Annotated in this window: 23 protein-coding genes; 5 read left to right on the top strand and 18 right to left on the bottom strand. The window is 46.6% G+C overall.

Annotated elements, in window-relative coordinates; genetic code table 11:
* Nucleotides 1–295 precede the first annotated feature (295 nt).
* The 6 genes from U2H13_RS07905 to U2H13_RS07880 all read right to left on the bottom strand — a co-directional run bounded on the left by U2H13_RS07905 (nucleotide 296) and on the right by U2H13_RS07880 (nucleotide 3,545).
* A complete protein-coding gene (locus U2H13_RS07905) occupies nucleotides 296–568 on the bottom strand; it encodes a YlbG family protein (protein ID WP_014417705.1) in 273 nt (90 codons plus the stop codon).
* 58 nt (nucleotides 569–626) lie between these two features.
* A complete protein-coding gene (locus tag U2H13_RS07900) occupies nucleotides 627–1,076 on the bottom strand; it encodes a YlbF family regulator (RefSeq protein ID WP_003154472.1) in 450 nt (149 codons plus the stop codon).
* A gap of 70 nt (nucleotides 1,077–1,146) precedes the next feature.
* Complete coding sequence (locus U2H13_RS07895; RefSeq protein WP_003154475.1) at nucleotides 1,147–1,386, bottom strand: YlbE-like family protein; 240 nt, start codon at nucleotides 1,384–1,386, stop codon at nucleotides 1,147–1,149.
* Between the two features lie 15 nt (nucleotides 1,387–1,401).
* Complete coding sequence (locus U2H13_RS07890; RefSeq protein ID WP_007409691.1) at nucleotides 1,402–1,812, bottom strand: YlbD family protein; 411 nt, start codon at nucleotides 1,810–1,812, stop codon at nucleotides 1,402–1,404.
* 164 nt (nucleotides 1,813–1,976) lie between these two features.
* The gene (locus U2H13_RS07885) at nucleotides 1,977–3,017 is read right to left on the bottom strand and encodes a CAP domain-containing protein (protein WP_014417703.1); all 1,041 of its coding nucleotides are present in this window, start codon (nucleotides 3,015–3,017) and stop codon (nucleotides 1,977–1,979) included.
* 84 nt (nucleotides 3,018–3,101) lie between these two features.
* Nucleotides 3,102–3,545 carry a CBS domain-containing protein gene (locus U2H13_RS07880; RefSeq protein ID WP_014417702.1) on the bottom strand — a complete coding sequence of 148 codons (444 nt, stop codon included), beginning with the start codon at nucleotides 3,543–3,545 and terminating at the stop codon, nucleotides 3,102–3,104.
* 139 nt (nucleotides 3,546–3,684) lie between these two features.
* Between U2H13_RS07880 and U2H13_RS07875 the strand changes: the two genes are divergently transcribed.
* Complete coding sequence (locus U2H13_RS07875) at nucleotides 3,685–4,044, top strand: YugN family protein (protein ID WP_007409688.1); 360 nt, start codon at nucleotides 3,685–3,687, stop codon at nucleotides 4,042–4,044.
* Nucleotides 4,045–4,077: 33 nt separating this feature from the next.
* Here U2H13_RS07875 and ctaG read toward each other — a convergent pair whose 3' ends face one another.
* The 6 genes from ctaG to cyoE form a co-directional block, all read right to left on the bottom strand.
* The gene (gene ctaG, locus U2H13_RS07870) at nucleotides 4,078–4,962 is read right to left on the bottom strand and encodes a cytochrome c oxidase assembly factor CtaG (protein ID WP_376700761.1); all 885 of its coding nucleotides are present in this window, start codon (nucleotides 4,960–4,962) and stop codon (nucleotides 4,078–4,080) included.
* Nucleotides 4,963–4,986: 24 nt separating this feature from the next.
* On the bottom strand, nucleotides 4,987–5,319 hold the full coding sequence (gene ctaF, locus U2H13_RS07865) for a cytochrome c oxidase subunit IVB (protein WP_007409686.1): 333 nt from the start codon (nucleotides 5,317–5,319) through the stop codon (nucleotides 4,987–4,989).
* Nucleotides 5,320–5,321: 2 nt separating this feature from the next.
* Nucleotides 5,322–5,945, bottom strand: coding sequence for a cytochrome c oxidase subunit III (gene ctaE, locus U2H13_RS07860; RefSeq protein WP_003154482.1), 624 nt, complete (start codon nucleotides 5,943–5,945; stop codon nucleotides 5,322–5,324).
* Nucleotides 5,945–7,813: a cytochrome c oxidase subunit I gene (gene ctaD / locus U2H13_RS07855; protein WP_014417700.1), complete on the bottom strand. Its 1,869-nt coding sequence runs from the start codon at nucleotides 7,811–7,813 to the stop codon at nucleotides 5,945–5,947. Before ctaD ends, ctaE begins: the two co-directional genes overlap by 1 nt.
* Nucleotides 7,814–7,844: 31 nt before the next feature.
* Complete coding sequence (coxB, locus tag U2H13_RS07850; RefSeq protein WP_014417699.1) at nucleotides 7,845–8,915, bottom strand: cytochrome c oxidase subunit II; 1,071 nt, start codon at nucleotides 8,913–8,915, stop codon at nucleotides 7,845–7,847.
* A gap of 217 nt (nucleotides 8,916–9,132) precedes the next feature.
* Nucleotides 9,133–10,050, bottom strand: a complete 918-nt coding sequence (gene cyoE, locus U2H13_RS07845; RefSeq protein WP_003154486.1) for a heme o synthase — start codon at nucleotides 10,048–10,050, stop codon at nucleotides 9,133–9,135.
* 343 nt (nucleotides 10,051–10,393) lie between these two features.
* On the opposite strand from cyoE, the gene ctaA reads away from it, so the two are divergent.
* Entirely contained in the window at nucleotides 10,394–11,320 is a 927-nt protein-coding gene (gene ctaA / locus U2H13_RS07840) for a heme A synthase CtaA (RefSeq protein WP_017417720.1), read from the top strand.
* Between the two features lie 97 nt (nucleotides 11,321–11,417).
* Here the strand turns inward: ctaA and pyc are convergent, their stop codons facing one another.
* The 4 genes from pyc to glsA form a co-directional block, all read right to left on the bottom strand.
* On the bottom strand, nucleotides 11,418–14,864 hold the full coding sequence (gene pyc / locus U2H13_RS07835; protein WP_021493726.1) for a pyruvate carboxylase: 3,447 nt from the start codon (nucleotides 14,862–14,864) through the stop codon (nucleotides 11,418–11,420).
* Between the two features lie 75 nt (nucleotides 14,865–14,939).
* Nucleotides 14,940–16,151: an FtsW/RodA/SpoVE family cell cycle protein gene (locus U2H13_RS07830; protein ID WP_017417718.1), complete on the bottom strand. Its 1,212-nt coding sequence runs from the start codon at nucleotides 16,149–16,151 to the stop codon at nucleotides 14,940–14,942.
* A gap of 204 nt (nucleotides 16,152–16,355) precedes the next feature.
* Complete coding sequence (locus U2H13_RS07825; RefSeq protein ID WP_003154494.1) at nucleotides 16,356–16,637, bottom strand: YlaN family protein; 282 nt, start codon at nucleotides 16,635–16,637, stop codon at nucleotides 16,356–16,358.
* Nucleotides 16,638–16,744: 107 nt separating this feature from the next.
* Entirely contained in the window at nucleotides 16,745–17,674 is a 930-nt protein-coding gene (gene glsA, locus U2H13_RS07820; RefSeq protein ID WP_029973703.1) for a glutaminase A, read from the bottom strand.
* A 103-nt stretch (nucleotides 17,675–17,777) separates the two neighbouring features.
* Between glsA and U2H13_RS07815 the strand changes: the two genes are divergently transcribed.
* Entirely contained in the window at nucleotides 17,778–18,254 is a 477-nt protein-coding gene (locus U2H13_RS07815) for a hypothetical protein (protein WP_007409680.1), read from the top strand.
* On the opposite strand, the gene U2H13_RS07810 is transcribed toward U2H13_RS07815, so the two are convergent.
* Nucleotides 18,249–19,577 (bottom strand): PhoH family protein, encoded by a 1,329-nt coding sequence (locus U2H13_RS07810; RefSeq protein WP_014417660.1) that lies wholly within the window; start codon nucleotides 19,575–19,577, stop codon nucleotides 18,249–18,251. The genes U2H13_RS07815 and U2H13_RS07810 overlap by 6 nt on opposite strands.
* 154 nt (nucleotides 19,578–19,731) lie before the next feature.
* Between U2H13_RS07810 and U2H13_RS07805 the strand changes: the two genes are divergently transcribed.
* Both U2H13_RS07805 and U2H13_RS07800 read left to right on the top strand, forming a co-directional pair.
* Nucleotides 19,732–20,355 (top strand): YhcN/YlaJ family sporulation lipoprotein, encoded by a 624-nt coding sequence (locus U2H13_RS07805; protein ID WP_121984763.1) that lies wholly within the window; start codon nucleotides 19,732–19,734, stop codon nucleotides 20,353–20,355.
* Nucleotides 20,356–20,457: 102 nt separating this feature from the next.
* A complete protein-coding gene (locus tag U2H13_RS07800; protein ID WP_007409677.1) occupies nucleotides 20,458–20,667 on the top strand; it encodes a YlaI family protein in 210 nt (69 codons plus the stop codon).
* A gap of 41 nt (nucleotides 20,668–20,708) precedes the next feature.
* On the opposite strand, the gene U2H13_RS07795 is transcribed toward U2H13_RS07800, so the two are convergent.
* The gene (locus tag U2H13_RS07795; RefSeq protein ID WP_007611192.1) at nucleotides 20,709–21,029 is read right to left on the bottom strand and encodes a YlaH-like family protein; all 321 of its coding nucleotides are present in this window, start codon (nucleotides 21,027–21,029) and stop codon (nucleotides 20,709–20,711) included.
* Nucleotides 21,030–21,067: the final 38 nt, after the last annotated feature.

Here is a 21,067-nt window from a genome sequence, read left to right as displayed (position 1 = left end):
TCACACCACTTTTTCTGAAAACTTTGATGTTTCTCATCGGCTGAGCCGTTATGTATCAAAACAATCCCTATCTTATCATAAAGCATTCTTTCAAACAATGAACGTGAAACCGTGTATACATATTCACATTCCTGTCAAGACTAAGTGTAACAGCATCAATGAATGATGTTGTTGCCAACCGCGGAGAAGACTTACGTTTCCCCATAAGTTCTTCCTCCGGTTTCTCCTCTCCCTTTTCCTTCTCCTTAACTTGTTAAGGAATAGAAGGACCCCGCAGGTATCTGCGGGGATTTTTTTATATGCCGATTTTATAATCGTACTCTTTCGCTTTATCAAGCTTTGATTCAAATTCCAGCTTTAAAAAAGGTTTATAAGAAGGCTCTACCTTCTTCACATATGAATAAGAAGAAATCTTTTCCATTGTTTTTTCGATTAGGTCCATATCGCAATACAGCACAACGTATTTCAGCCGCTTGGAAACATAATGAACGTTGCCGAATTTTCTCAGCATTTTGCTGTGTTTTAAAGAATGCAGATATACGATTATGCCTTGGCGCTTATTTTCCATCATGATCACCCGCCTGACTTTCTGTTCATTTTATGTAAAAGACGAGACGGCCGTCTCGTCAGGAAACTTTGCATCCGCAGCCGCCGCCGGAACCGCACCCGCCGCCGCAGGATGACAGGCCGTCAAAATAAGGATTCCCCGTCGGAACTTTTACATGCTCCGAGACGGCCGTTCCGAGTTCAATGCTGATCTCGTCAAGCAGCGACTGAAGCTCAGTCTCCGCTTTTTTAAATTCGGCCACCTTATCGTTTAAATCCAGTTCCCGCTTCATTTCTCTCATTTTGCGGGAAATCTCTCTATAATCAGGATGGTATTTGCCAAAGCGCTGCACATCCTCATACTGCTCTTTAACGCTCATAAAAGAACGAATGATCCGCCCTGCCTCTTCATCTTCACGGAGACGCTTGTAACAATCGCGGTAATTTTCAGCCGTCTCAGACTGCAGAATCATGCCGGCAAGCTGCTCCGCTTCACTTTGAAGCTTGACGGACTCAATTGTTGCATACATAAATACGCACCTCCAGTTGCTAGTTTACCATGAAACCACCCAATTGGAAAATGCGGCGTTTAAACGCTTTTTAATCCTGTGAACGCATGGCGTGAACCATCTGCATCATCATCTGCGCCATTTGAATCCCGTTTGAGAATTGGCTTACCCGATGCGGTATCGTCTTTTCATAAAAATTCATCATGTCAAGCTGAAAGGAATTGAGATCGTCCGGTTTTCTCGCAAGTCTGCGGTACCAGACGGGACGCTGCCGTATAAACCGTTTCCGTTCCTCATCTGCGGATATGAATTCCTGAACCTCTTTTCGCATACATGATCCCCTTCTTTAATCCTTTCTGAACGAAAAAGGATGTTGTCCGGAGCCTTGCCGGGGCTGCTTCGTGCTGCTCCCCGAAAATTGGCTTAAAAGGCTTTGCAATGATGAAATGGACTGGCTCATTTTATTGATCTGCTCATTCATTTGGTTGATATCCATCTTTTTGACGGCAGTGACCATTTTTGAAACGAAATCGTTTTTTTCAGCTGGTTCCTGTTTGGTTTCCGCGTCGGAAGAAGGCTGAACGGCCTCGTCTTTAAAAGGGTCCCATATCGGATCATCCTCGCCCAGAAGAACCCAATTTTCATAGACTTCCTGCCAGCTCCTTTGTTCCTTGCGAACATTTTGGATCAGTTTGGGATGCTTTTTTACGAATTGTTTAAAATCATCGATTGATTGCCGTGATTGCTGATTCGCCACAATTCTCACCCCCTCCGAAAAGTTTTGCCTGCTATAATGTATCGGTTCATTCGCCTTAATGTTCGCCTAAATTGCGAAAAAAAGCAGGTATATATTTTTCAGCAGGAGCGCCGCTCGCGAAAAAACATAAAAAAACCGCGGGGGACGCGCCCCTCTGCGGTTTTTTACTGCCAAGGCTTAATGAAGTTTTGCGTATAATACTTCCGGTCCACGCCGACACCGAGGTGCGTATAATCCGGGCTTAACAGCGCCTTTCTGTGGCCTTCGCTGTTCAGCCAGCCCTCCACGGCGGCAGGACCGTCCACATAGTTGTAGGCAATATTTTCACCGGCCTCCCGGTATTTCACATCGCCTTTTTCTAAGCGGTCCTTCAGAGTCCCGTATTTCTTTGAGACGTGAGAGAAATACTTGTTATCCTTCATGTCCTTGCTGTGGCCGAATGCCACTTTTGCGGCGCCTTCGTCCCATTTCAGCCTTGCCAGTCCGTGTTTCACGCGGATGACATTTGTAATGTCGAGAATCTGCTGCTCACTCGCTCGTTCAATGTCGTTCCATTTTTCATCAGAAACTGGCTCGGGTTCTGTCAGCTTTCCTCTGTACATGACTTCATACGGCCTTTGTTTCACAAGTGTTTCCGCATCAAATGCCCTGATGCTTGACAGATTCCCGTCAAATTTGTCCATGTACAGCTGAACATACATTCCGCCTATCTTGACGGTGGGACGGGTATTGATATCTTCTTCAGAAAACTCGAACCGATACGTGTTTCCCTTGTCAGTCACATTGACAAAAGGAGAAACCTGCGTCGTTTTAAAAACTTCGCCCGTCGATTCGCCGATCTTAAACGGTTTTGCGTTGATGCCGCTTCCCGAAGCGTACAAAGTCACGGCTTTATCATTCAAAATACCGACTTGTACGTATTGGTCTTTCCCCTGGTTGTACACCCACCACTCGTAATCGTAGGCAGAAGGATCTTTCCGGGACGGTTCCCCAAGTTTCTTTTTCACATCGGCGGCAGATTTCCCCATGAGAGAAAGCAGTCCGGATGACGGCATTTTCAGCCGTTTTCCGCTCTCTTCTTCATTGGAAACCTGAGGCTCCTCCTGATCCGTCTTTTTCTGAGGAGCCGATCCATATTGTATAAACAGAACATACGCTCCGTAAATAAGCAAAAGGATAACGAGAGCCCTTGCGATATTTTTCAACCTCTCACCCCCATATGTTCAAACCGTTCTGTTTTTGTTTACTCTTATACAGTACAGCCTATTTGCATCGTCCGTGATTTATGTTTAATGGATAAACCCCTCCGGACCGCCGTCTTCAGAAATGTCAGACAGCGCCCGGCCTGCTTGCTCATTTGATTGCTCGGCCAACGAAAGATCGCCGAGCGTAACAATGCCGACCAGTTTTTTATCCTTTGTGACGGGAATTCTTCTGAGCTGATGTTCAGCCATCAAATGGAGCACCTCCTCCACAGAGGCGTCTTCTTCTGCACTGATAACCCGCTCTGTCATTGCGTCGGTTATTTTTTGAGAGTTCGGCTTTTTTGAAGCAATTCCCCGTAATACGAGATCTCTGTCTGTCACGATCCCGACAAGGGTCGCGCCGTCTTCATCCACTATCGGAATGGCGCCGACATCCGCGTCTTTCATCTTCACCGCAGCTTCATATACATTATCTAATACTGTACAATATTGCAAGTCTGACGTCATGAGCTTATTGATCTTTGTCATTGCGGAATTCCTCCTTTTTCTGCTACTATTGTCGTCAAATTTTTCTTTTTGCATACTTTCACCGTATGAATCATTGAAAGTGTAACGCTTTCATACTATGATTGTCAGGAAAGGGCATTTTTAAAAGGAGGGGGAAGGTTTGAAGTTTGAAAACAGCGGTCTTGAAGGGGTAACAGCGGAGCTCAGCCGCTTGAATGATCTGATGGAAGGTAAAGGGCTCATTCTGGCTGGACAATGGGATTATGAAAGAGTGACTTACGACAAAAAGTTTTCAGTACCTGAGGGGACATTTTATCTGCGGATTCAAGGAACGGCAAAAGAGGGCGATGTCGGCGGCAGCCGGGCCGTGATTCAGCTGAAGGCCCCTCTTTTAGGAAAGCATTATTATCCGCACGGCGTAGAATACGGCAGTGCTGAAGAATTTCCGGAACATGTCGTCGCTGAAAGCAAAGCTTTACTGCTTGAATTGGAAGAGTCATTAAAAACAGTGCAAATGTAATAAAAAAGTACAGCATATTCTGCTGTACTTTTTTTATGAGACGGTATGCTCGATATACGGCGGCTCTGACAGCGTATCTTTTTCCCGTTCCGTTCTGACCCACTGAAAAAAGATGACAGCCAAATATGTTCCGTAGACCGCCTCTTGAATGATTTTCATCAGCACTGCCCCAAGCTGCTGATCTTCCAGAGGAGGCAGCGTGTTAAACATCTCCGGTCCGGATAAAGGAATCTCCTCCAGCAAATCTAAAGGAACGCAAAGCTTCATTGCTTCGGCCCAAGCCGCCGGATCTGTATACGTGGCATACATGGGCGCCCCGCTGAACATAATGAGCGCGCAGGCCGGCGTTAACAGAATCCCGTCTGCCATAATATACCCCAGCTTCATTAAACCGCTGAGACGGGGCAGACCGTCCACCTTATGCACAAGCGGCCACCACATAAAAAACGCCGTTACAAAGATGAGTCCGTTCATCAGCGTGTGATACAGCGAATCCGTTTTGACGAAATCAAATATAAACGGGATGTGATACAGTGAAAAAATACCGTTAAACAGCACTAATGCGATAAGCGGCATTGAAAAGAACGAAAACAGCGGCTTTACGACAGGACGGAAGATCAGTTTTTTCCATGCCCAGCCGGGAATTCCGGAAATCAACAGCGGCGGTACGACTAAAAACAGAACCGCCATCTGCGTCATATGGGCACTGAACATCACATGGCCCAATAAATCAACCGGACTTCCCGCAGCCGTGTAAAAAAATAGCGCGGAAAGCACAAACAGCACCTTCTCCTTAGCGGCCACACGTCCTTTATGCCGGCTGCACCAGTAAAAGTAAATACCTGTTATCACGGCAGTTATACAAAACAGATACGGGCTCCACATTGCGCGAAACCCTAACATTTCCAAATTAATCAAATCTCTCACTCCCCGCCGTCCCGATTACCACCAAATAATCGTGACAAATGCAAGCACGGTGATAAACGCGACAAATATTCCCGAATACAGAAATAATGACGGCGCTTCATGCCCCTTCTGGCTCATATGCATAAAGTAAAACAGCTGAAAGATGACCTGGATGACCGCAAGCAGGATCAGAAACGGCATCGTAAACCATCCGGCAATGCCGTCAGCAGCCACCGTCAAAAACGCGACAAGCGTAAGGCCGATCATCAAACCGAAGGATATGACCTGATATTTCATCTCCTCGGCATTTTTCTTTTTCCGATATTCGAGATCCGTACTGACAGTCCCTCTGTTTTTGTTATCGTCCATCGTTATCCCACCATCCCCATCAAATATACAACGGTAAAGATAAAGACCCACACGACATCGATAAAATGCCAATATAAGCTGGCCACATAATATTTCGGCGCATTATAAAGGCTGAGCCCTCTTTTCGCATTCCGGATCATAAGCGCGCTGATCCACAACAGCCCGAACGCCACGTGTGCTCCGTGTGTGCCGACCAGCGTGTAAAACGCTGAGCCGAGCGCAGAGCTTGTAATGGTAAAGCCGAATTCGTGAGTGTAATGCATAAATTCATAGATTTCTACCCCTAAAAATCCTGCTCCCAATAAAACGGTAACCAAAAGCCACACCTGCATTTTTTTAAAGGAGAAATTTTTCATATGATACATCGCATACACACTCGTTAAGCTGCTCGTTAAAAGAAGCATCGTCGCGATAAACACGATCGGCAGCTCAAACATCTCAGCCGTTGACGGCCCTCCGGCTTTAGATTCCCGTAAAGCAAGAAATGTCGCAAATAGCGAGGCGAACAGAACCGTTTCGCCGCCGAGAAACAGCCAAAATCCCAAAAACTTATTTTTCCCCTCCAGCGTTGCTTTTTCAGGAGAAGCCGGAAAGGTTTCAGCCGTCATTTTTTCCTGCAGCTGCATTACGCCTTCACCCCTTTATCATCATTCGGCAGATCTTCTTTGTGAATATGATAGCCGTAATCATCGACCACAGAGCGAAGCAGCATGGTAAAGAATGTGATGCCGAGCCCTATGAAGATAACCGGAAGCCCCCATGAATAATCGGAGTGGTATAAAAACCCAAACGCTGCGACAAACAGCCCGAAAGATATGATAAACGGCATGATGGAGCCGTTCGGCATATGAATGTCCTCTACAGGCTCTGCAGGCGCCATCCCTTCATTTCCGGCCTGCTTTTCAATCCACAGCGGGTCAAGTCCCCGGACAAACGGAAGCTGTTTAAAATTATATTCCGGCGGCGGCGAAGAGACCGCCCATTCAAGCGTACGACCGTCCAGCCACGGGTCGTTCCCGACGTATTTCCCCTTTATTGAGGTATAAATAATATTGACGACGAGTAAAACTGCCGCGCCCGCCATGAAAAACGCGCCGATTGAACTGATCAGGTTGCCGGTATCAAGCCCCTGGCCGGGCAGATATGTGTAAACGCGCCGCGGCATTCCCATCAAGCCGAGGAAATGCTGAATGAAGAAGGTAAGATGAAACCCGATAAAAAATAAGACGAACGAAATTTTTCCCATCGTTTCATGAAGCACCTTCCCGAACATTTTCGGCCACCAGAAATGCACGCCCGCCAGGATGCCGAACACAACGCCGCCGATAATGACGTAGTGGAAATGCGCTACGACAAAATACGTATCATGGAACTGATAATCTGCCGCTGCGGCCGCCAGCATGACACCCGTGACTCCTCCGAGTACGAAAGAAGGAATAAAGGCGACGGCATACAGCATAGGCGTCGTGAATTTGACATTTCCTCCCCAGATGGTCAAAAGCCAGTTGAAAATTTTAATGCCCGTAGGCACCGCGATCGCCATCGTCGCAACCGCAAATATCGCATTAGCGATCGGTCCGAGTCCCGTCGTAAACATATGGTGAACCCAAACCATGAACCCGAGAAAGCCGATCAGCACGATCGCAAAGACCATAGACGAATAACCGAACAGACGTTTCCTCGCAAATACGGGAATGATTTCTGAAAAAATCCCAAAGGCGGGAAGAATTAAAATGTACACTTCCGGATGCCCGAAAATCCAAAACAGATGCTCCCAGATTATCGTATTGCCGCCCAATTCAGGATTAAAGAAATTCGTTCCGAACAAACGATCCAGCATCATCAGCGCCAAACCGACGGTGAGCGGAGGAAATGCGAATAAAATGAGTGCCGACGCCACAAATGTCGTCCACGTAAACAGCGGCAATCTCATATACGTCAAACCCGGCGCCCTCATATTAATAATCGTGGCGAGAAAATTGATCCCCGCAATCAGCGTACCTAAGCCTGATATTTGCAGGCCGAGCACGAAAAAGTCTATGCCGTGCCCTTTCGAATTCAGCGCAAGTGACGCGTACGACGTCCATCCTGCATCAGGAGCGCCCCCTAAAAACCAGCTCAGATTCAAAAAGATGCCTCCGAAGAAAAACAGCCAAAATCCGAGCGCATTCAAAAATGGGAATGATACGTCACGCGCCCCGATCTGCAGCGGCACAACCGCGTTCATCAGCCCGAATAACAGCGGCATCGCCGCCAGGAAGATCATTGTCGTGCCGTGCATCGTCATAATTTCATTAAACTGCTGCGCACCCATAAAATCGTTCCCCGGCCTCAAGAGCTGAATCCTGATAAGCATGGCCTCAAGTCCGCCGACGACGAAGAAAAATCCCCCGGCGATCATATATAAAATCGCGATTTTCTTATGGTCAACCGTCGTCAAATAATCCCAAAGCAAAGAGCTTTTTCTTTGCTGTCCTGTAAGCGTATTCATCATTTGCGACCTCCCCCATGATATCTCCCTGTCCTCACTTGTTCTCCGCTTTCAGCCCTTTTAAATATTCATACAGCGCATCCGTTTCAGCGTCCGAGAGCTTCGGATAAGTGCCTGTCATTTTATTGCCCGGTTTAATGCTGTCCGGATTTTTCAGCCAGGCTTTTATATTCTCTTTATTCGCATCCTTAATGCCGGCCACTTTGACCCGTTCACCGAAGGTAGCGAGGTTCGGAGCCGTTCTTGCCGCTTCAGCCCGTTTATCATTGGGCTCAACCGCATGACAGCTCAGGCAGTTTTTTTCCTTAAAGAGCTCTTCTCCTTGCGCGGCTAAACCGGAATCTGTTGTATGCTTATAATTTTTCATCGCTTTCGTCCATTGTTTAAATTCTTTTGACGGCAGCGGTTTCACTTTGAAATCCATCAGCGCATGTGAAGGTCCGCACAGCTCTGCGCATTTCCCGAAGAAATATTCTCCCGCTTCTTTGCTGCGTTTAGAATCGAAGGTCAGAAAGAAAGTATTGTCATTATCCGTATTCGTATCGATTTTTCCCCCGGCTGACGGAATCCAGAAAGAGTGTTTCACATCTGAGGACTTCAGCTTGAAATAGACGCGTTCATCTGTGGGAACGATCAGCTCCTGACTTGTCACAAACCCGTAATCAGGATACTCGAATTCCCACCAGTATAAATTCGCCCTTACATTAATCACGAGCGCATCCTCTGCTTTACGGTTTTTCTTATCCATCGGCGACGTATCCGCCAGCGCCAATGTGTCGATGACAACCGGAATGACAAGAATAATCAGAAGCAAGATCGGAATAACGGTCCAGGTGATTTCTAAAAAACGGTTCCCCTCCACCTGTTTCGGTATCGTGTCTTCCCCTACACGCGACCGTCTGAACCTCACAATGACGTAAAAGAAAATAACTGCTACGACCGCAACGACGACAACCATGATAAGTGTGCTGAGCACCGTCAGATCATATTGTTTATCAGCCACTTCGCCGGCAGGCTTGAGTGTGGACAGAAACGGTTTTCCACAGCCGCTCAATAAAAGCGGCACTAAGGCTAATAATGATAAAAGACGCCAACGCTTTAACATTTCACCCAACCCCTTTTTTGAATCAGTACGAGATGCACAAGCAGTAAATCTGCTTCCAGCCGAAATACTTCATTTCCTCATTTCTTAAAATATGAGATTTTTTACTTAAAATTCCATCTATGTATAAAAGCAAAGCCGCCTGATTAAACAAAAGGTCAAGGCGGCGTTTACTAGTTGTCATTGTTTGTTTTGGCGATCAAACAAGCTCATTATTCAATTAAAACAGCGTGAAGACCACCATCGCTACAAAATAAATGGTCATGTAATTAAGCGAATAGACAAACATAAGAGTTGCCCACTTCATGATGTTTTTCATGCGGAATCCCATCAGTCCGAGAACAAGCCATCCGACATTCAGCAAAGTGCCGAGAATGACGATCGGAAGACCGAGACTGCCGAGGAAAAACGGAAGCGGCAGCAGGCATGCTACCCAGACGATAATCTGTCTTTTCGTCACTTCAAAGCCGTGCACTACCGGAAGCATCGGAATATTCGCTGCTCTGTAATCTTCCGTCTTTTTAATCGCAAGCGCTAAAAAGTGCGGAATCTGCCAGATGAATAAAATCATGAATAAAACCCACGCGACAACACCGATGTGCCCTTCAACCGCTGTCCAGCCGATTAACGGCGGCACGGCGCCTGATACACTTCCGACAACCGTATTAATCGTATAACGGCGTTTCGTCCACATTGTATAAAGAACAACGTACGTAAACACGCCGATAAAACCGATGACTGCTGCCATCACGGTGGTCATCAAAAGCATGATAAGTCCTAAAGCAATGAGTAAAATTCCTGACCACAGCGCTTGATTCGGCTGAATCTTTCCGGTTACCGTCGGCCTTACTTTCGTGCGTTCCATTAAATGATCAATATCACGATCGTAATAGTTGTTAACCGCACAAGAACCGGCGATGATCAAAGAAGATCCTATTAATGTAAGAAGCACGGTGTTTAAATTGCCTAAAAAACTCAGACCGGATATATGTAACGCAAGCCACATGCCGGTAAAAGTCGTAATTAAATTCGAATTGACGATTCCTATTTTGATAAGCGAAAGGAAATCCTTCCATGCCGTCGTCTCTTCAATCTGTCCGTCTATAGCTGTATCGTTTAAAATTCTGGAATTAGCCATAACGTAAACCTCCCTTACAAACCTAAAGCAGGTTTTTTAAGACCTGCAACTCTATCATACAAGATAATGACCTGTAAAAAAACATTCTCTTAAATATTAAACGAGAAACAGGAATTTATTTGTGAACTTTTTATGAATTTTACCAAATCCGCCGGTTTCTTAATAAAGCGGTTACTTTATTTCTATCAGACCCATCTGGAATAATCAACCCCATTATCTAAGAAGTCCTGATTCTATTATATTTTTGTGAACAAACAGAATTGAGAATTGCCACAAAACACATATTCGCTTACACTTGGTACGTATATCATTTTGTCCAGTTTGTTAAGAAGGTGAATGTAAAATGAATAAAGCTTTGAAAGCGCTCGGCGTACTGACGACATTCGTTATGCTCGTCGTGCTGATCGGCGGCGCTCTTGTCACAAAGACAGGATCGGGTCTCGGTTGCGGAAGGCAGTGGCCGCTTTGCCACGGCCGGTTTTTCCCGGAGCTTAACGCCGCTTCTATCATTGAATGGAGCCACAGACTCGCAAGCGGTGTCTCAATCGTTCTCGTGCTGAGTCTCGCTTTTTGGGCATGGAGAAAAGTCACGCCTGTTTTCCGTGAAACAACCTTTCTCGCCATTATGTCCATTATCTTTTTATTTTTACAGGCGCTTCTCGGCGCATTAGCGGTTGTTTTCGGATCAAATGCGCTCGTTATGGCGCTTCATTTCGGCATATCGCTGATTTCTTTCGCTTCTGTTCTGATTTTGACGCTGCTCATATTCGAAGCTGATAAATCAGACAAAAAGCTCGTCAAGCCGCTCAGAATCGGCAGAAAAATGCAGTTTCATATGATCGGTCTTTCGATTTACACGTATATCGTCGTTTATACGGGGGCTTATGTACGCCATACGAAATCAAGCCTTGCCTGCCCTGACGTTCCGCTTTGCAGCAGGCTGAATCACGGGCTTCCGTCCCATTTTCAGGAATATGTGCAGATGGGTCACAGAACGGCAGCACTGCTTCTGTTCGTATGGATTCTTGTCGCTTTTGCGCATGCGGTGCGCTCCTACAAAGATCAAAAACAGATTCTTGGGGGCTGGATAGCGGCTCTTGTCTTTGTTTTATTACAGGCGCTGTCCGGAATCATGGTTGTTTATTCAGAAATGGCCACCGGTTTTGCACTTGCCCATTCGCTCTTTATTGCCGGCCTGTTCGGCGTCTTATGCTATTTCTTATTATTAATCGCCCGCTTCCGCTATGAATCAAAACAGCGGAACATCTGAGGCACATGAAAAGGCCGAAGCATTAGAGCTTCGGTCTTTCTACATATAAAAAACCTGATCGCACACGGGGGCGGATCAGGTTTTTTATATTCATTTTTTACGCTTTTTCAATTTCGATCAGTAAATCACCTGTCTGAATCGGTTCACCGTTTTTCACATGAATCTGCTGTATCGTCCCGGAGAACGGCGCCTGTACCGTCGTCTCCATTTTCATCGCTTCATTAATCATCAGATGATCGCCTTTATTTACCTTTGCCCCGGTTTCCGTTAACAATTTAATGACGGTTCCCGGCATGGATGCCGCAATGTGGCTTGGGTTTGTCCGATCTGCTTTTAATTTTTCCTGTACGGACGATTTTATGCTTTCATCTTTAATGACCACCTCGCGCGGCTGGCCGTTCAATTCGAAATAAACGACACGTGTCGCATCTGGCTGCGGTTCACCGATAGATACAAGCTTCACGATCAGCGTTTTTCCGCGCTCGATTTCCACTTCGATTTCTTCACCGAGTGTCATGCCGTAGAAGAAAGTCGGTGTGTCCAATACGGAAATATCACCGAAGCGTTCAGCCGTTTTAACATATTCTGTAAACACCTTCGGATAAAGAGCATACGCGATTGCGTCCTGATCACTCAATTCCATCTGATGTGTTTCTTTCCATTCTTCTTTAATGCCTTCAAAAGATACCGGTTCAAGCAGCTCACCCGGTCTTACCGTGATCGGCGTCTGTCCTTTCAGAACGAGCTTTTGCAGTTTTTCCGGAAATCCGCCGTGCGGCTGGCCGATCTGCCCTTTAAAGAGCTCAACGACTGAATCCGGAAAATCAAGCGTTTCGCCTTTATCATAAACATCTTGTTCTGTTAAATTGTTTTGCACCATGTAAAGCGCCATATCTCCGACGACTTTGGAAGAAGGTGTTACTTTCACGACGTCGCCGAACATGCGGTTGACGACGCTGTACATGTCTTTCACCTCATTCCAGCGATCACCGAGGCCGACTCCTTTTGCCTGCTGCTGCAGATTGCTGTACTGGCCGCCCGGCATTTCATGATTATAAATCTCAGTATGCGGAGACTTCATCCCGCTTTCAAATTCACTGTAATACTGACGGACTGATTCCCAATATTGTGACAGTCTTTCCACCTGGCGGACATCCATTTCAGGACGGCGGCTGTTTCCTTCAAGGGCATGATAAAATCCGCTTGCGCTCGGCTGTGAAGTCAGACCCGCCATTGAGCTGACGGCGACATCCACGATGTCCACACCCGCTTCAACAGCTTTGGCATAGAGAAAGACGCCATTGCCGCTCGTATCATGCGTGTGAAGATGAACGGGAATATCAATCGTTTCCTTCAGCGCTGAGATAAGTTCGTATGCGGCTTGAGGTTTCAAAAGACCGGCCATGTCTTTAATGCCGAGAATGTGCGCACCAGACGCCTCAAGCTCTTTCGCCATAGAAAGATAATACTTCAAATCATATTTCGTCCGGGTCTTATCAAGAATATCTCCCGTGTAACAAATCGCAGCCTCCGCCACTTTTCCGGTTTCACGAACGGCATCGATGGCCAGCGTCATCCCTTTTACCCAGTTCAGGCTGTCAAAGATCCGGAATACGTCAATACCTGACTCCGCTGACTGCCGGACAAATTTTTGGATGACATTGTCCGGATAGTTTGTATAACCGACGGCATTTGATGAACGAAGCAGCATCTGGAACAATGTGTTCGGCACTTCCTTGCGAAGATCTTCAAGGCGTTTCCAAGGGTCTTCTTTTAAGAAACGGTACGCTACATCAAATGTCGCGCCTCCCCACATTTCAAGGCTGAACAGTTCAGGCCACAGGGCAGCCGTAGGATTCGCGATTTTTTTCAAATCATTGGATCTGATCCGTGTTGCGAGCAGGGACTGATGGGCATCCCTGAACGTTGTATCGGTCAGGAGCACGGATTTTTGCTCTTTCACCCAGTCTGCAAGCCCCTCGGCGCCTCTTTCATCAAGGATCTGTTTCGTACCGCTTGCCGGCTTTTCCCCGATATCTAACGTAACGGTCTGAGGCTTATCAAATGCAGGTTTTTCTTTTTTCCCGATTCCCGGAAAACCGTTCACTGTGACATTGCCGATATAGGAAAGCATTTTTGTTCCGCGGTCCTTCTGTTTTGGGAAAACGAACAGCTCAGGCGTTGTGTCGATAAACGATGTGTCGTATTGGCCCGTCAGGAATTTTTCATGCTTTGCCACGTTTTCAAGAAACGGAATATTGGTCTTAATGCCTCTGATCCTGAATTCCTGCAGGTTGCGGACCATTTTCGCTGATGCCTGTTCAAACGTCAGCGCCCATGTCGACAGCTTGACGAGCAGTGAATCATAATAAGGCGTGATGACGGCGCCCTGGAAGCTGTTTCCCGTATCAAGGCGGACGCCGAAGCCGCCGCCTGAGCGGTAAGCCATAATTTTACCCGTGTCAGGCATAAAGTCATTCAGCGGATCTTCAGTGGTCACACGTGATTGGATCGCATACCCGTTTGTAAAAATGTCTTTCTGCTCAGGAATATTGACGGCACGGCTGTGCAGTCCGTGGCCCTGCGCGACGAGGATTTGCGTCTGAACGATATCAACCCCCGTTATCATTTCCGTAATCGTATGCTCCACTTGTACGCGCGGGTTCACTTCAATAAAGTAAAATTCACCGCCCGCTACGAGAAATTCCACGGTCCCCGCGTTGATATAGCCGACATTTTTCGCAAGCGCCACAGCCGCTTCACAGATTTCGTCCCTTAATTCAGGCTGCAAAGATACACTCGGCGCCACCTCAATGACCTTTTGATGGCGTCTCTGAACGGAACAGTCCCGCTCATACAGATGGACGACATTGCCTTCTTTATCTCCGATCACCTGAACTTCAATATGCTTAGGATTTTCGATCAGTTTTTCAACATACACTTCATCGTTTCCGAATGCGGCTTTCGCTTCTGATTTGGCCCGCTCAAACGATTCTTTCAATTCGCTTTCGCTTCGGACGATTCTCATTCCGCGGCCTCCGCCTCCGAGCGATGCTTTAATAATAAACGGAAATCCGTGGACTTTTGCGAATTGTTCGACATCTTTTAATGTTTCAGCCGGTCCGTCACTCCCCGGAATAACGGGGATGCCGGCTTTTTCTGCCTGCTCCCTCGCCTTTACCTTATCTCCGAACATATCCAAATGCGCTGACGTCGGTCCGATAAATACGATGCCCTCTTCTTCACAGCGTCTCGCAAATTGGATATTTTCAGAGAGAAATCCGTAGCCCGGATGAATGGCATCGACGCCGTTTCTTTTTGCGATCTCAATAATCCCTTCAATATCAAGATACGCGTCAATCGGTTTTTTGCCTTCTCCCACAAGATAAGCTTCATCCGCTTTATAGCGATGATAGGAGCCCGAATCTTCTTTTGAATAAACGGCTACCGTTCTGATGTTCAATTCTGTGCACGCCCGGAAAATCCGGATCGCAATTTCTCCCCTGTTTGCTACTAACACTTTTTGGATGGATTGTTGTGACAAACTTTTCTCCCCCTTGGCCTAATAAATATGTAGTTTATAATAAAGGAATATCCGTGCTGTGTATACACTTGTTTTTTAGAGATACACAGATTTTTCCGTCTGCCGTCTTTTTACCCCCTTAGACGGAACGGGCTCCCTCTTTTTCTTCTTTTCTGAGTACTTGACATGCATGCTGACATTCACCAATATACCGGCGCTCGTTAATAACAAAAACATTGATGAGCCTCCGTAGCTGATAAACGGCAGCGGAACACCTGTGATCGGAATTAAACCGCTGACACCGCCGAGATTGATAAAGGTCTGAATCGCAATCATGCTGGATATCCCGATTGCCAAAAGGCTTCCGAACGGATCTTCACATTTTCTCGCAATATAAAAACCTTTTAACACGACAAAAGCCAGCAGTACAATGACAAACAGGACGCCGAAAATGCCGAGCTCCTCTGAAATAACCGCCATAATAAAGTCTGTATGCGATTCAGGCAGATAACCGTATTTTTGAATGCTTTCTCCAAGACCGAGACCGAAAAAACCGCCTGAGCCGATCGCATAATACGAATTTATAATCTGCAGGCCTGATGTGCTGGCGTATTTAAAGGGATTTTCAAGACTTTCAAACCGGCTCATACGCCCGGGTGTCAAAATATCGTCCCATTTCAGATAGATGATCGGGCTGACAAGGAGCAATACGATTCCCGCCATGAGAACCAGCTTGAGCAGGGTCCTTCCGCTGAATCCCGAACACATAATGACGCAAAGCGCGATCAGACCGATAATCATCGCCGTTCCGAAATCAGGCTGAATGGCGATAAGCGCACAAATGACTACGGTGACGATCACCGGCGGCGCAACCCCCGTCAAAAGCTGATCGATATAGCTTTGTTTCTTTGCGTATACCGCGGCAAGGTACAGTATCAGGGTCAGCTTGACAAATTCCCCCGGCTGAATGGCCATTCCGCCGATTTTAAACCAGCTTTGCGCGTTTCCGGCAACATGTCCGAAAACAAACAGCGCGCAAAGCGCAGCCACTGACGCAAGCAGTACGAATTTCTGAATCTTTTGATGAGCGAACACTTTGTACGGAAAAACGGCCGCGATAATAAACAGCACAAACCCCGCGATGACGGCGAACAGCTGCCGTTTAAAGAAATAGTCGCTGCTCACGCCGTAACGCATAACGGCGGTAATCATGCTTGAGCTGTATACCATGACCAATCCGAAACTGCACAGCAGAATGATAGCGCATATCAATGAATAATCGTAAGATTTTAACATTCTTTTAAACATAACATCCTCTTTCCTGCTTAAAGCTTACGTTTAATACCTATTGCGTATTATATTTTACTATAATTCATAAACAATTTACGCAGTTTCTTTATAGTTTTTCGGATGAAATGCAGATTAAGAGACCGTCTTACGAAAAGAAGATGCAAAAAAACGGTTTACGGTTATAAAAAAACCCAAACCGTTGAATAGTTTGAGTTTGATCATTTATTTTCCTGTAAACGCGTCATGCAAAGCAGACAGTTCTCTTTCAAGTCTGTCCAGCAGCTCTTTGCCGTCGTTTTCGTCAACTAATCCCAGGCGGACAGCAAAATCGATTTCCCTCGACAGTCCGAACATCTGAGTATCCAAGACCTCTTCATACAGAGGACATTGAGGCATCGTTAAGTTATCCATTTGTACTCGGATCAGCTTCAAAATCTTCTCAGCATCTAACTTCAACAGCTCGAATGCTTTCTGCTGATGGTCAACTATAATCTCTGAAGCCAAAAGTATCCCTCCGTTCCCCAGGCGAGTACCTAATTCTTCTATTTATCATAAAGGGTATCAGGTGAAATTGCAAGAGGATTTAAGCAGATGTTATGATAAAAAATGTTTCAAAAAATACTCAGCCTGTATTTCTCAGACATGATTTCCAAAAGCTTCACACCCGCGATGCTGTTGCCTTTTTCATCAAGCGCCGGGCCGAATATACCGATTCCGAAGTTGTACGGCGAAATGCCCATGATTCCTCCCGAAACGCCGCTTTTAGCGGGAATGCCGACCTTAATCGCGAATTCCCCACTCGCATTGTACATGCCGCAGGTCACCATAAACGTCTTGCAGATTCTCGCCACATCTTTTTTAATGACCTGCTCCCCGGTTTCCGGATGCTTGCCGTCAAGGGCGAATACACAGCCGATTTTGGCTAAATCCAGACTGCTCATCTTAATCGCGCACTGTTTTGTATACAAATCCATGACCCCTTCAACATCGCCTTTAAAAATGTCATACTGCTTCATGTAATAACACATGGCCCGATTAATCATGGAAGATTTGAATTCCGATTCCGCGACATGGCTGCAATATGTAATGTCCTGATTATTCGCAAGTCTTCTGATGAATCCGAGCAGGTAATCCAGGCGGTCTTTCGGCGAATGCCCTTTAATTAAACCCGTAACGACGAGGGCTCCCGCATTAATCATCGGATTTAAAGGCTTGCCCGGATTCATTGTTTCAAGCTTAATCATGGAATTAAACGGGTCGCCGGTCGGCTCCTGACCCACGCAGCTGAACACCTTTTCCTTTCCGTAATCCATCAGTACGAGCGCCAGAGAAAGCACTTTCGAAATGCTCTGCAGCGTAAATGTCCGGTCGGCGTCTCCTGCCGACAGACATGTATTTTCCGCATGATAAATCGTGACCGAAAGGCTGTCTTGTTCAGATTCAGCCAGAGCTGGAATATAGTCTGCCACTTTGCCTTCTTCGGTTCTTTTTTTCGCTTCCTGAACTAATGCGTCCAGCTCTTGGTAATGCCGGCATACCATGTCGATCATCCTCACTTCGCTGCCGTTGTATACATCTAATTTGCGACGCAAAGTGACAATTCATGCGAAAACTTTTATACTTTAAGTAAAGGGGGGCTTCACCATGAGCGTTATTCAAGTAAAAGGCAATGTTACATACCCGATTACAATTGATCCGAGTGTCTGGATTTTCGATGACCGCAAGTTTCCGTTTGAAAAAAATCAGCCCGTTCATCCGGACGGCTCTGCAGAAACCCAGGAGCATACGCTTGATCCGGAACGGGTGATCAGAGAAGGGCGCATTTCGCCGCCGACTTTAAAAAGCGAAAAACGTTATGAAAAAGAAAGACTGATGAACGGCAGCTTCGCCATGAAGCTCGGCGCTGTTTTAGCAAATGCCGAGCCGAAAGAAAGCGCTGTCCTGTGCGCATTTATTTCAAAATCAGAAAGAACCGAAGTGCCGCTCGAAAAGGCGATGGACGCAATCGCGCATTTCAGCGATGCGGGGAAACCCCTTCAAGACGGCGGCCCGGTCCATTTTTACGTGGACGGAGACTTTGAAAAACCAATAACGGGCGTCACAGAAATCGAAGTTTTATAACAAATCGGCGGCAAGCTGTGCAAGGCCGGATCTCTCACCTTTCACAAGCTTCACGCTGCCGGAGACGGTTTGTTCTTTAAACCGTTCTACAACATAAGCAAGTCCGTTGTTTAAACTGTCTAAGTATGGGTGATCTATTTGCTCCGGATCGCCCATCAGGACAATTTTGCTGCCCTCTCCCACCCGAGTCAAAAGCGTTTTGACCTCGTGCCTCGTCAGATTCTGAGCCTCATCAATAATAATAAATTGATCCGGAATGCTTCTTCCCCGAATGTATGTCAGCGCCTCCACCTGAATCGATCCGATTCCTGCCAAAATCGCTTCAAGTTCACCCGGCTTTTTCGCATTGAATAAAAATTCAAGATTATCAAAGATCGGCTGCATCCACGGCTTGAGCTTTTCCTCTTTTTCGCCCGGCAAATATCCGATATCCTTTCCCACCGGGACGATGGGACGCGCGACGATCAGTTTTTTATAAATACCGAGATCCTCCGTCTGCAGAAGCCCTGCCGCGAGAGCAAGCAAGGTTTTTCCCGTTCCCGCTTTTCCGATCAGGGTGACAAGCGGGATATCTTCCCTCAGCAGGAGTTCAAGCGCCATTGTCTGCTGGACGTTCTTCGGCCTGATACCCCATACGTGCTCATCATCGAAAACGAGTCTTTTTACGGTCTCGCCTTTCTTATCTGCCATGCCGACCGCAGACGAAGATCCTCCTAATTCATCTTTCATCAGCACAAATTGATTCGGATAAACCTGATGCTGCTGAAGCTCCTTGACTGAAATTTGTTTGTTTTTATAAAACGAGGCAAACCGCTCTTTATTCATAAATATATCTTTGTACCCGCTATATATTTCATCATGGTCAACGACTCTGTCGTTTAAAAAGTCCTCCGCCAAAAGCCCGATGGCATCCGCCTTTACCCTGACAAGCACATCTTTGCTGACCAGGATGACGAGGCGGCCGTTTTCTTTCGTTTCCTCCTCAAGGCTTAAATTTTTTGCCACCGCCAAAATGCGGTTATCATTCGTTTTTTCGATAAAAATTTCTTGGAGCTGGTGAAATGACCGGTGGTTCAGTTCAATTCTGAGCGTTCCTCCGCTTTCAAGCGGAACTTTCTCGTGCAGCCTTCCTTTCTCCCTGAGCCCGTCTATCAGCTTAGATACGTGCCTCGCATTTCTCCCGACCTCGTCCATATACCGCTTTTTTGAATCGACCTCTTCCAGCACGACGGCGGGGATGACAACTTCGTTTTCTTCAAAGGAAAAAATGGCGTTAGGATCCTGCAAAAGTACATTCGTATCTAACACATAAATTTTACTCAAGTCTCAGCCTCCTGAAATAAGGATCAAAGCCCATCGTGTGCTTCTCTTTCCGCGAAAAACGGGGATGCCTGCTAAAATATATGATTTGGTGAATAAAGATAGAAGGTTAATTCAACAATAAAATAAATGAAAGCATTCAAGGAGGAAATCTGACGTGCGAATTCTTTTCATTATCATACAAGCCTTGTTTATCCTTACCGGCTGCACTGCTGTACAGGACGGCCGCGGCCGCAATATTCAGAACGAATCAGCCGATCAGCGCGATGCAAAACCGATCCATGTGAAAAATACGGCTCCTGAGACAGCTGAAAATCCCGGCCGGACAGACATCGCTGAGCATCTCGTCGAGGTAACCGAAAAAATCCCCGGCATTTCAGATGCCACCGCGGTTGTACTCGGAAGATACTCCGTTGTCGGTATCGATGTGGATGACAATTTAGAAAGAAGCAAAGTGGAGAGCATTAAATACACGGTTGCCCAGGCGTTAAAAAACGATCCTTACGGCGCCAATGCCGTTGTCGTGGCTGATCCTGATACGGTTTCCCGTCTGAGAGGCATGGGCAGCGACATTAAGGCCGGCCGCCCCGTTTCAGGCATTTTGGACGAACTTGCCGCCATCGTCGGCCGCGTCATGCCGGAAGTCCCGAATGATGTGACCGACAATGAAAAAGAATCACCGACTCAATCGAATGATGATCAGCTGAACCAAAGAGACCAGAACAAGCTGCAGAACGAACAGAACGATCAATCGGATCATCATATGAAAAACCGCCGGTAAAAAGCAGCGCCCGCTCCAAAGGAAGGGCGCTGCTTTCTTTCCCTTTGGCAGGAGGGGCATCCATGATATAATGCTTGTCATAGTGAAAGAGGTGAAAAATCAATGAGAGTAAAATGTTCCATTTGCGACAAAATCGAACAAATTGATGATGAAACACTGACAGCCAAACGCCTCCGCAATCGTCCGATTCATACATATATGTGCCGGGAATGCCATGACCGAATCAAAGTCAAAACGGAGGCGCGGCTGAATACCGGACACTTTTCCTTTCATCCCGGACAAAAAGCGAAAAAAGATAAACTGAAAAAATAAACCGAATAAAAAATGACCCGCCGGAAGGCAAGGTCATTTTTTTATTGCGGTTTAGCTGACTGGCTTTTTTTGGACTGGTGCAGACGGATTTTGTAAACGATCAAAATCAAGGCGGCGACAACAAGCCCTTCTCCGACCGGCAGAAACACACCGAAAAAAGTCAGCACGGTGCAGCCGAGCACGAGAAAGAGATAAACTGCCGCAGCCTTCAACACCGGCAGCCGTTTGGCAAAGCCGAGTTTAAATACAATCACCGAAAGCACGACGATCGTTCCGTATAACAGCCACATTCCCGTCAGCGGATGCTCATCCACTTGGTAAAGAGCCGCAAAGAACGACAGCCGTTCACTTACTTCATTCAAAAAGATCCCCCTCCCCTTTTCCGTTCGGGTTCTACCTT

Origin of the sequence: Bacillus sp. A1 (genome assembly GCF_042296235.1) — a bacterium.
Classification (GTDB): Bacteria; Bacillota; Bacilli; order Bacillales; family Bacillaceae; genus Bacillus; species Bacillus velezensis.
Note: the sequence above shows the minus strand (reverse complement) of the source record. Positions and strands in the feature narration are given on the sequence as shown.

Excerpts from the sequence above, each read along its gene's own strand:
- U2H13_RS07905 (WP_014417705.1), bottom strand. The coding sequence starts at position 568 with ATGGAAAATAAGCGCCAAGGCATAATCGTATATCTGCATTCTTTAAAA.
- U2H13_RS07900 (WP_003154472.1), bottom strand. The coding sequence starts at position 1,076 with ATGTATGCAACAATTGAGTCCGTCAAGCTTCAAAGTGAAGCGGAGCAG.
- U2H13_RS07895 (WP_003154475.1), bottom strand. The coding sequence starts at position 1,386 with ATGCGAAAAGAGGTTCAGGAATTCATATCCGCAGATGAGGAACGGAAA.
- U2H13_RS07880 (WP_014417702.1), bottom strand. The coding sequence starts at position 3,545 with ATGACAAAGATCAATAAGCTCATGACGTCAGACTTGCAATATTGTACA.
- ctaF (WP_007409686.1), bottom strand. The coding sequence starts at position 5,319 with ATGGACGATAACAAAAACAGAGGGACTGTCAGTACGGATCTCGAATAT.
- ctaE (WP_003154482.1), bottom strand. The coding sequence starts at position 5,945 with ATGCAGCTGCAGGAAAAAATGACGGCTGAAACCTTTCCGGCTTCTCCT.
- ctaD (WP_014417700.1), bottom strand. The coding sequence starts at position 7,813 with ATGATGAATACGCTTACAGGACAGCAAAGAAAAAGCTCTTTGCTTTGG.
- coxB (WP_014417699.1), bottom strand. The coding sequence starts at position 8,915 with ATGTTAAAGCGTTGGCGTCTTTTATCATTATTAGCCTTAGTGCCGCTT.
- cyoE (WP_003154486.1), bottom strand. The coding sequence starts at position 10,050 with ATGGCTAATTCCAGAATTTTAAACGATACAGCTATAGACGGACAGATT.
- ctaA (WP_017417720.1), top strand. The coding sequence starts at position 10,394 with ATGAATAAAGCTTTGAAAGCGCTCGGCGTACTGACGACATTCGTTATG.
- U2H13_RS07830 (WP_017417718.1), bottom strand. The coding sequence starts at position 16,151 with ATGTTTAAAAGAATGTTAAAATCTTACGATTATTCATTGATATGCGCT.
- glsA (WP_029973703.1), bottom strand. The coding sequence starts at position 17,674 with ATGGTATGCCGGCATTACCAAGAGCTGGACGCATTAGTTCAGGAAGCG.
- U2H13_RS07815 (WP_007409680.1), top strand. The coding sequence starts at position 17,778 with ATGAGCGTTATTCAAGTAAAAGGCAATGTTACATACCCGATTACAATT.
- U2H13_RS07800 (WP_007409677.1), top strand. The coding sequence starts at position 20,458 with ATGAGAGTAAAATGTTCCATTTGCGACAAAATCGAACAAATTGATGAT.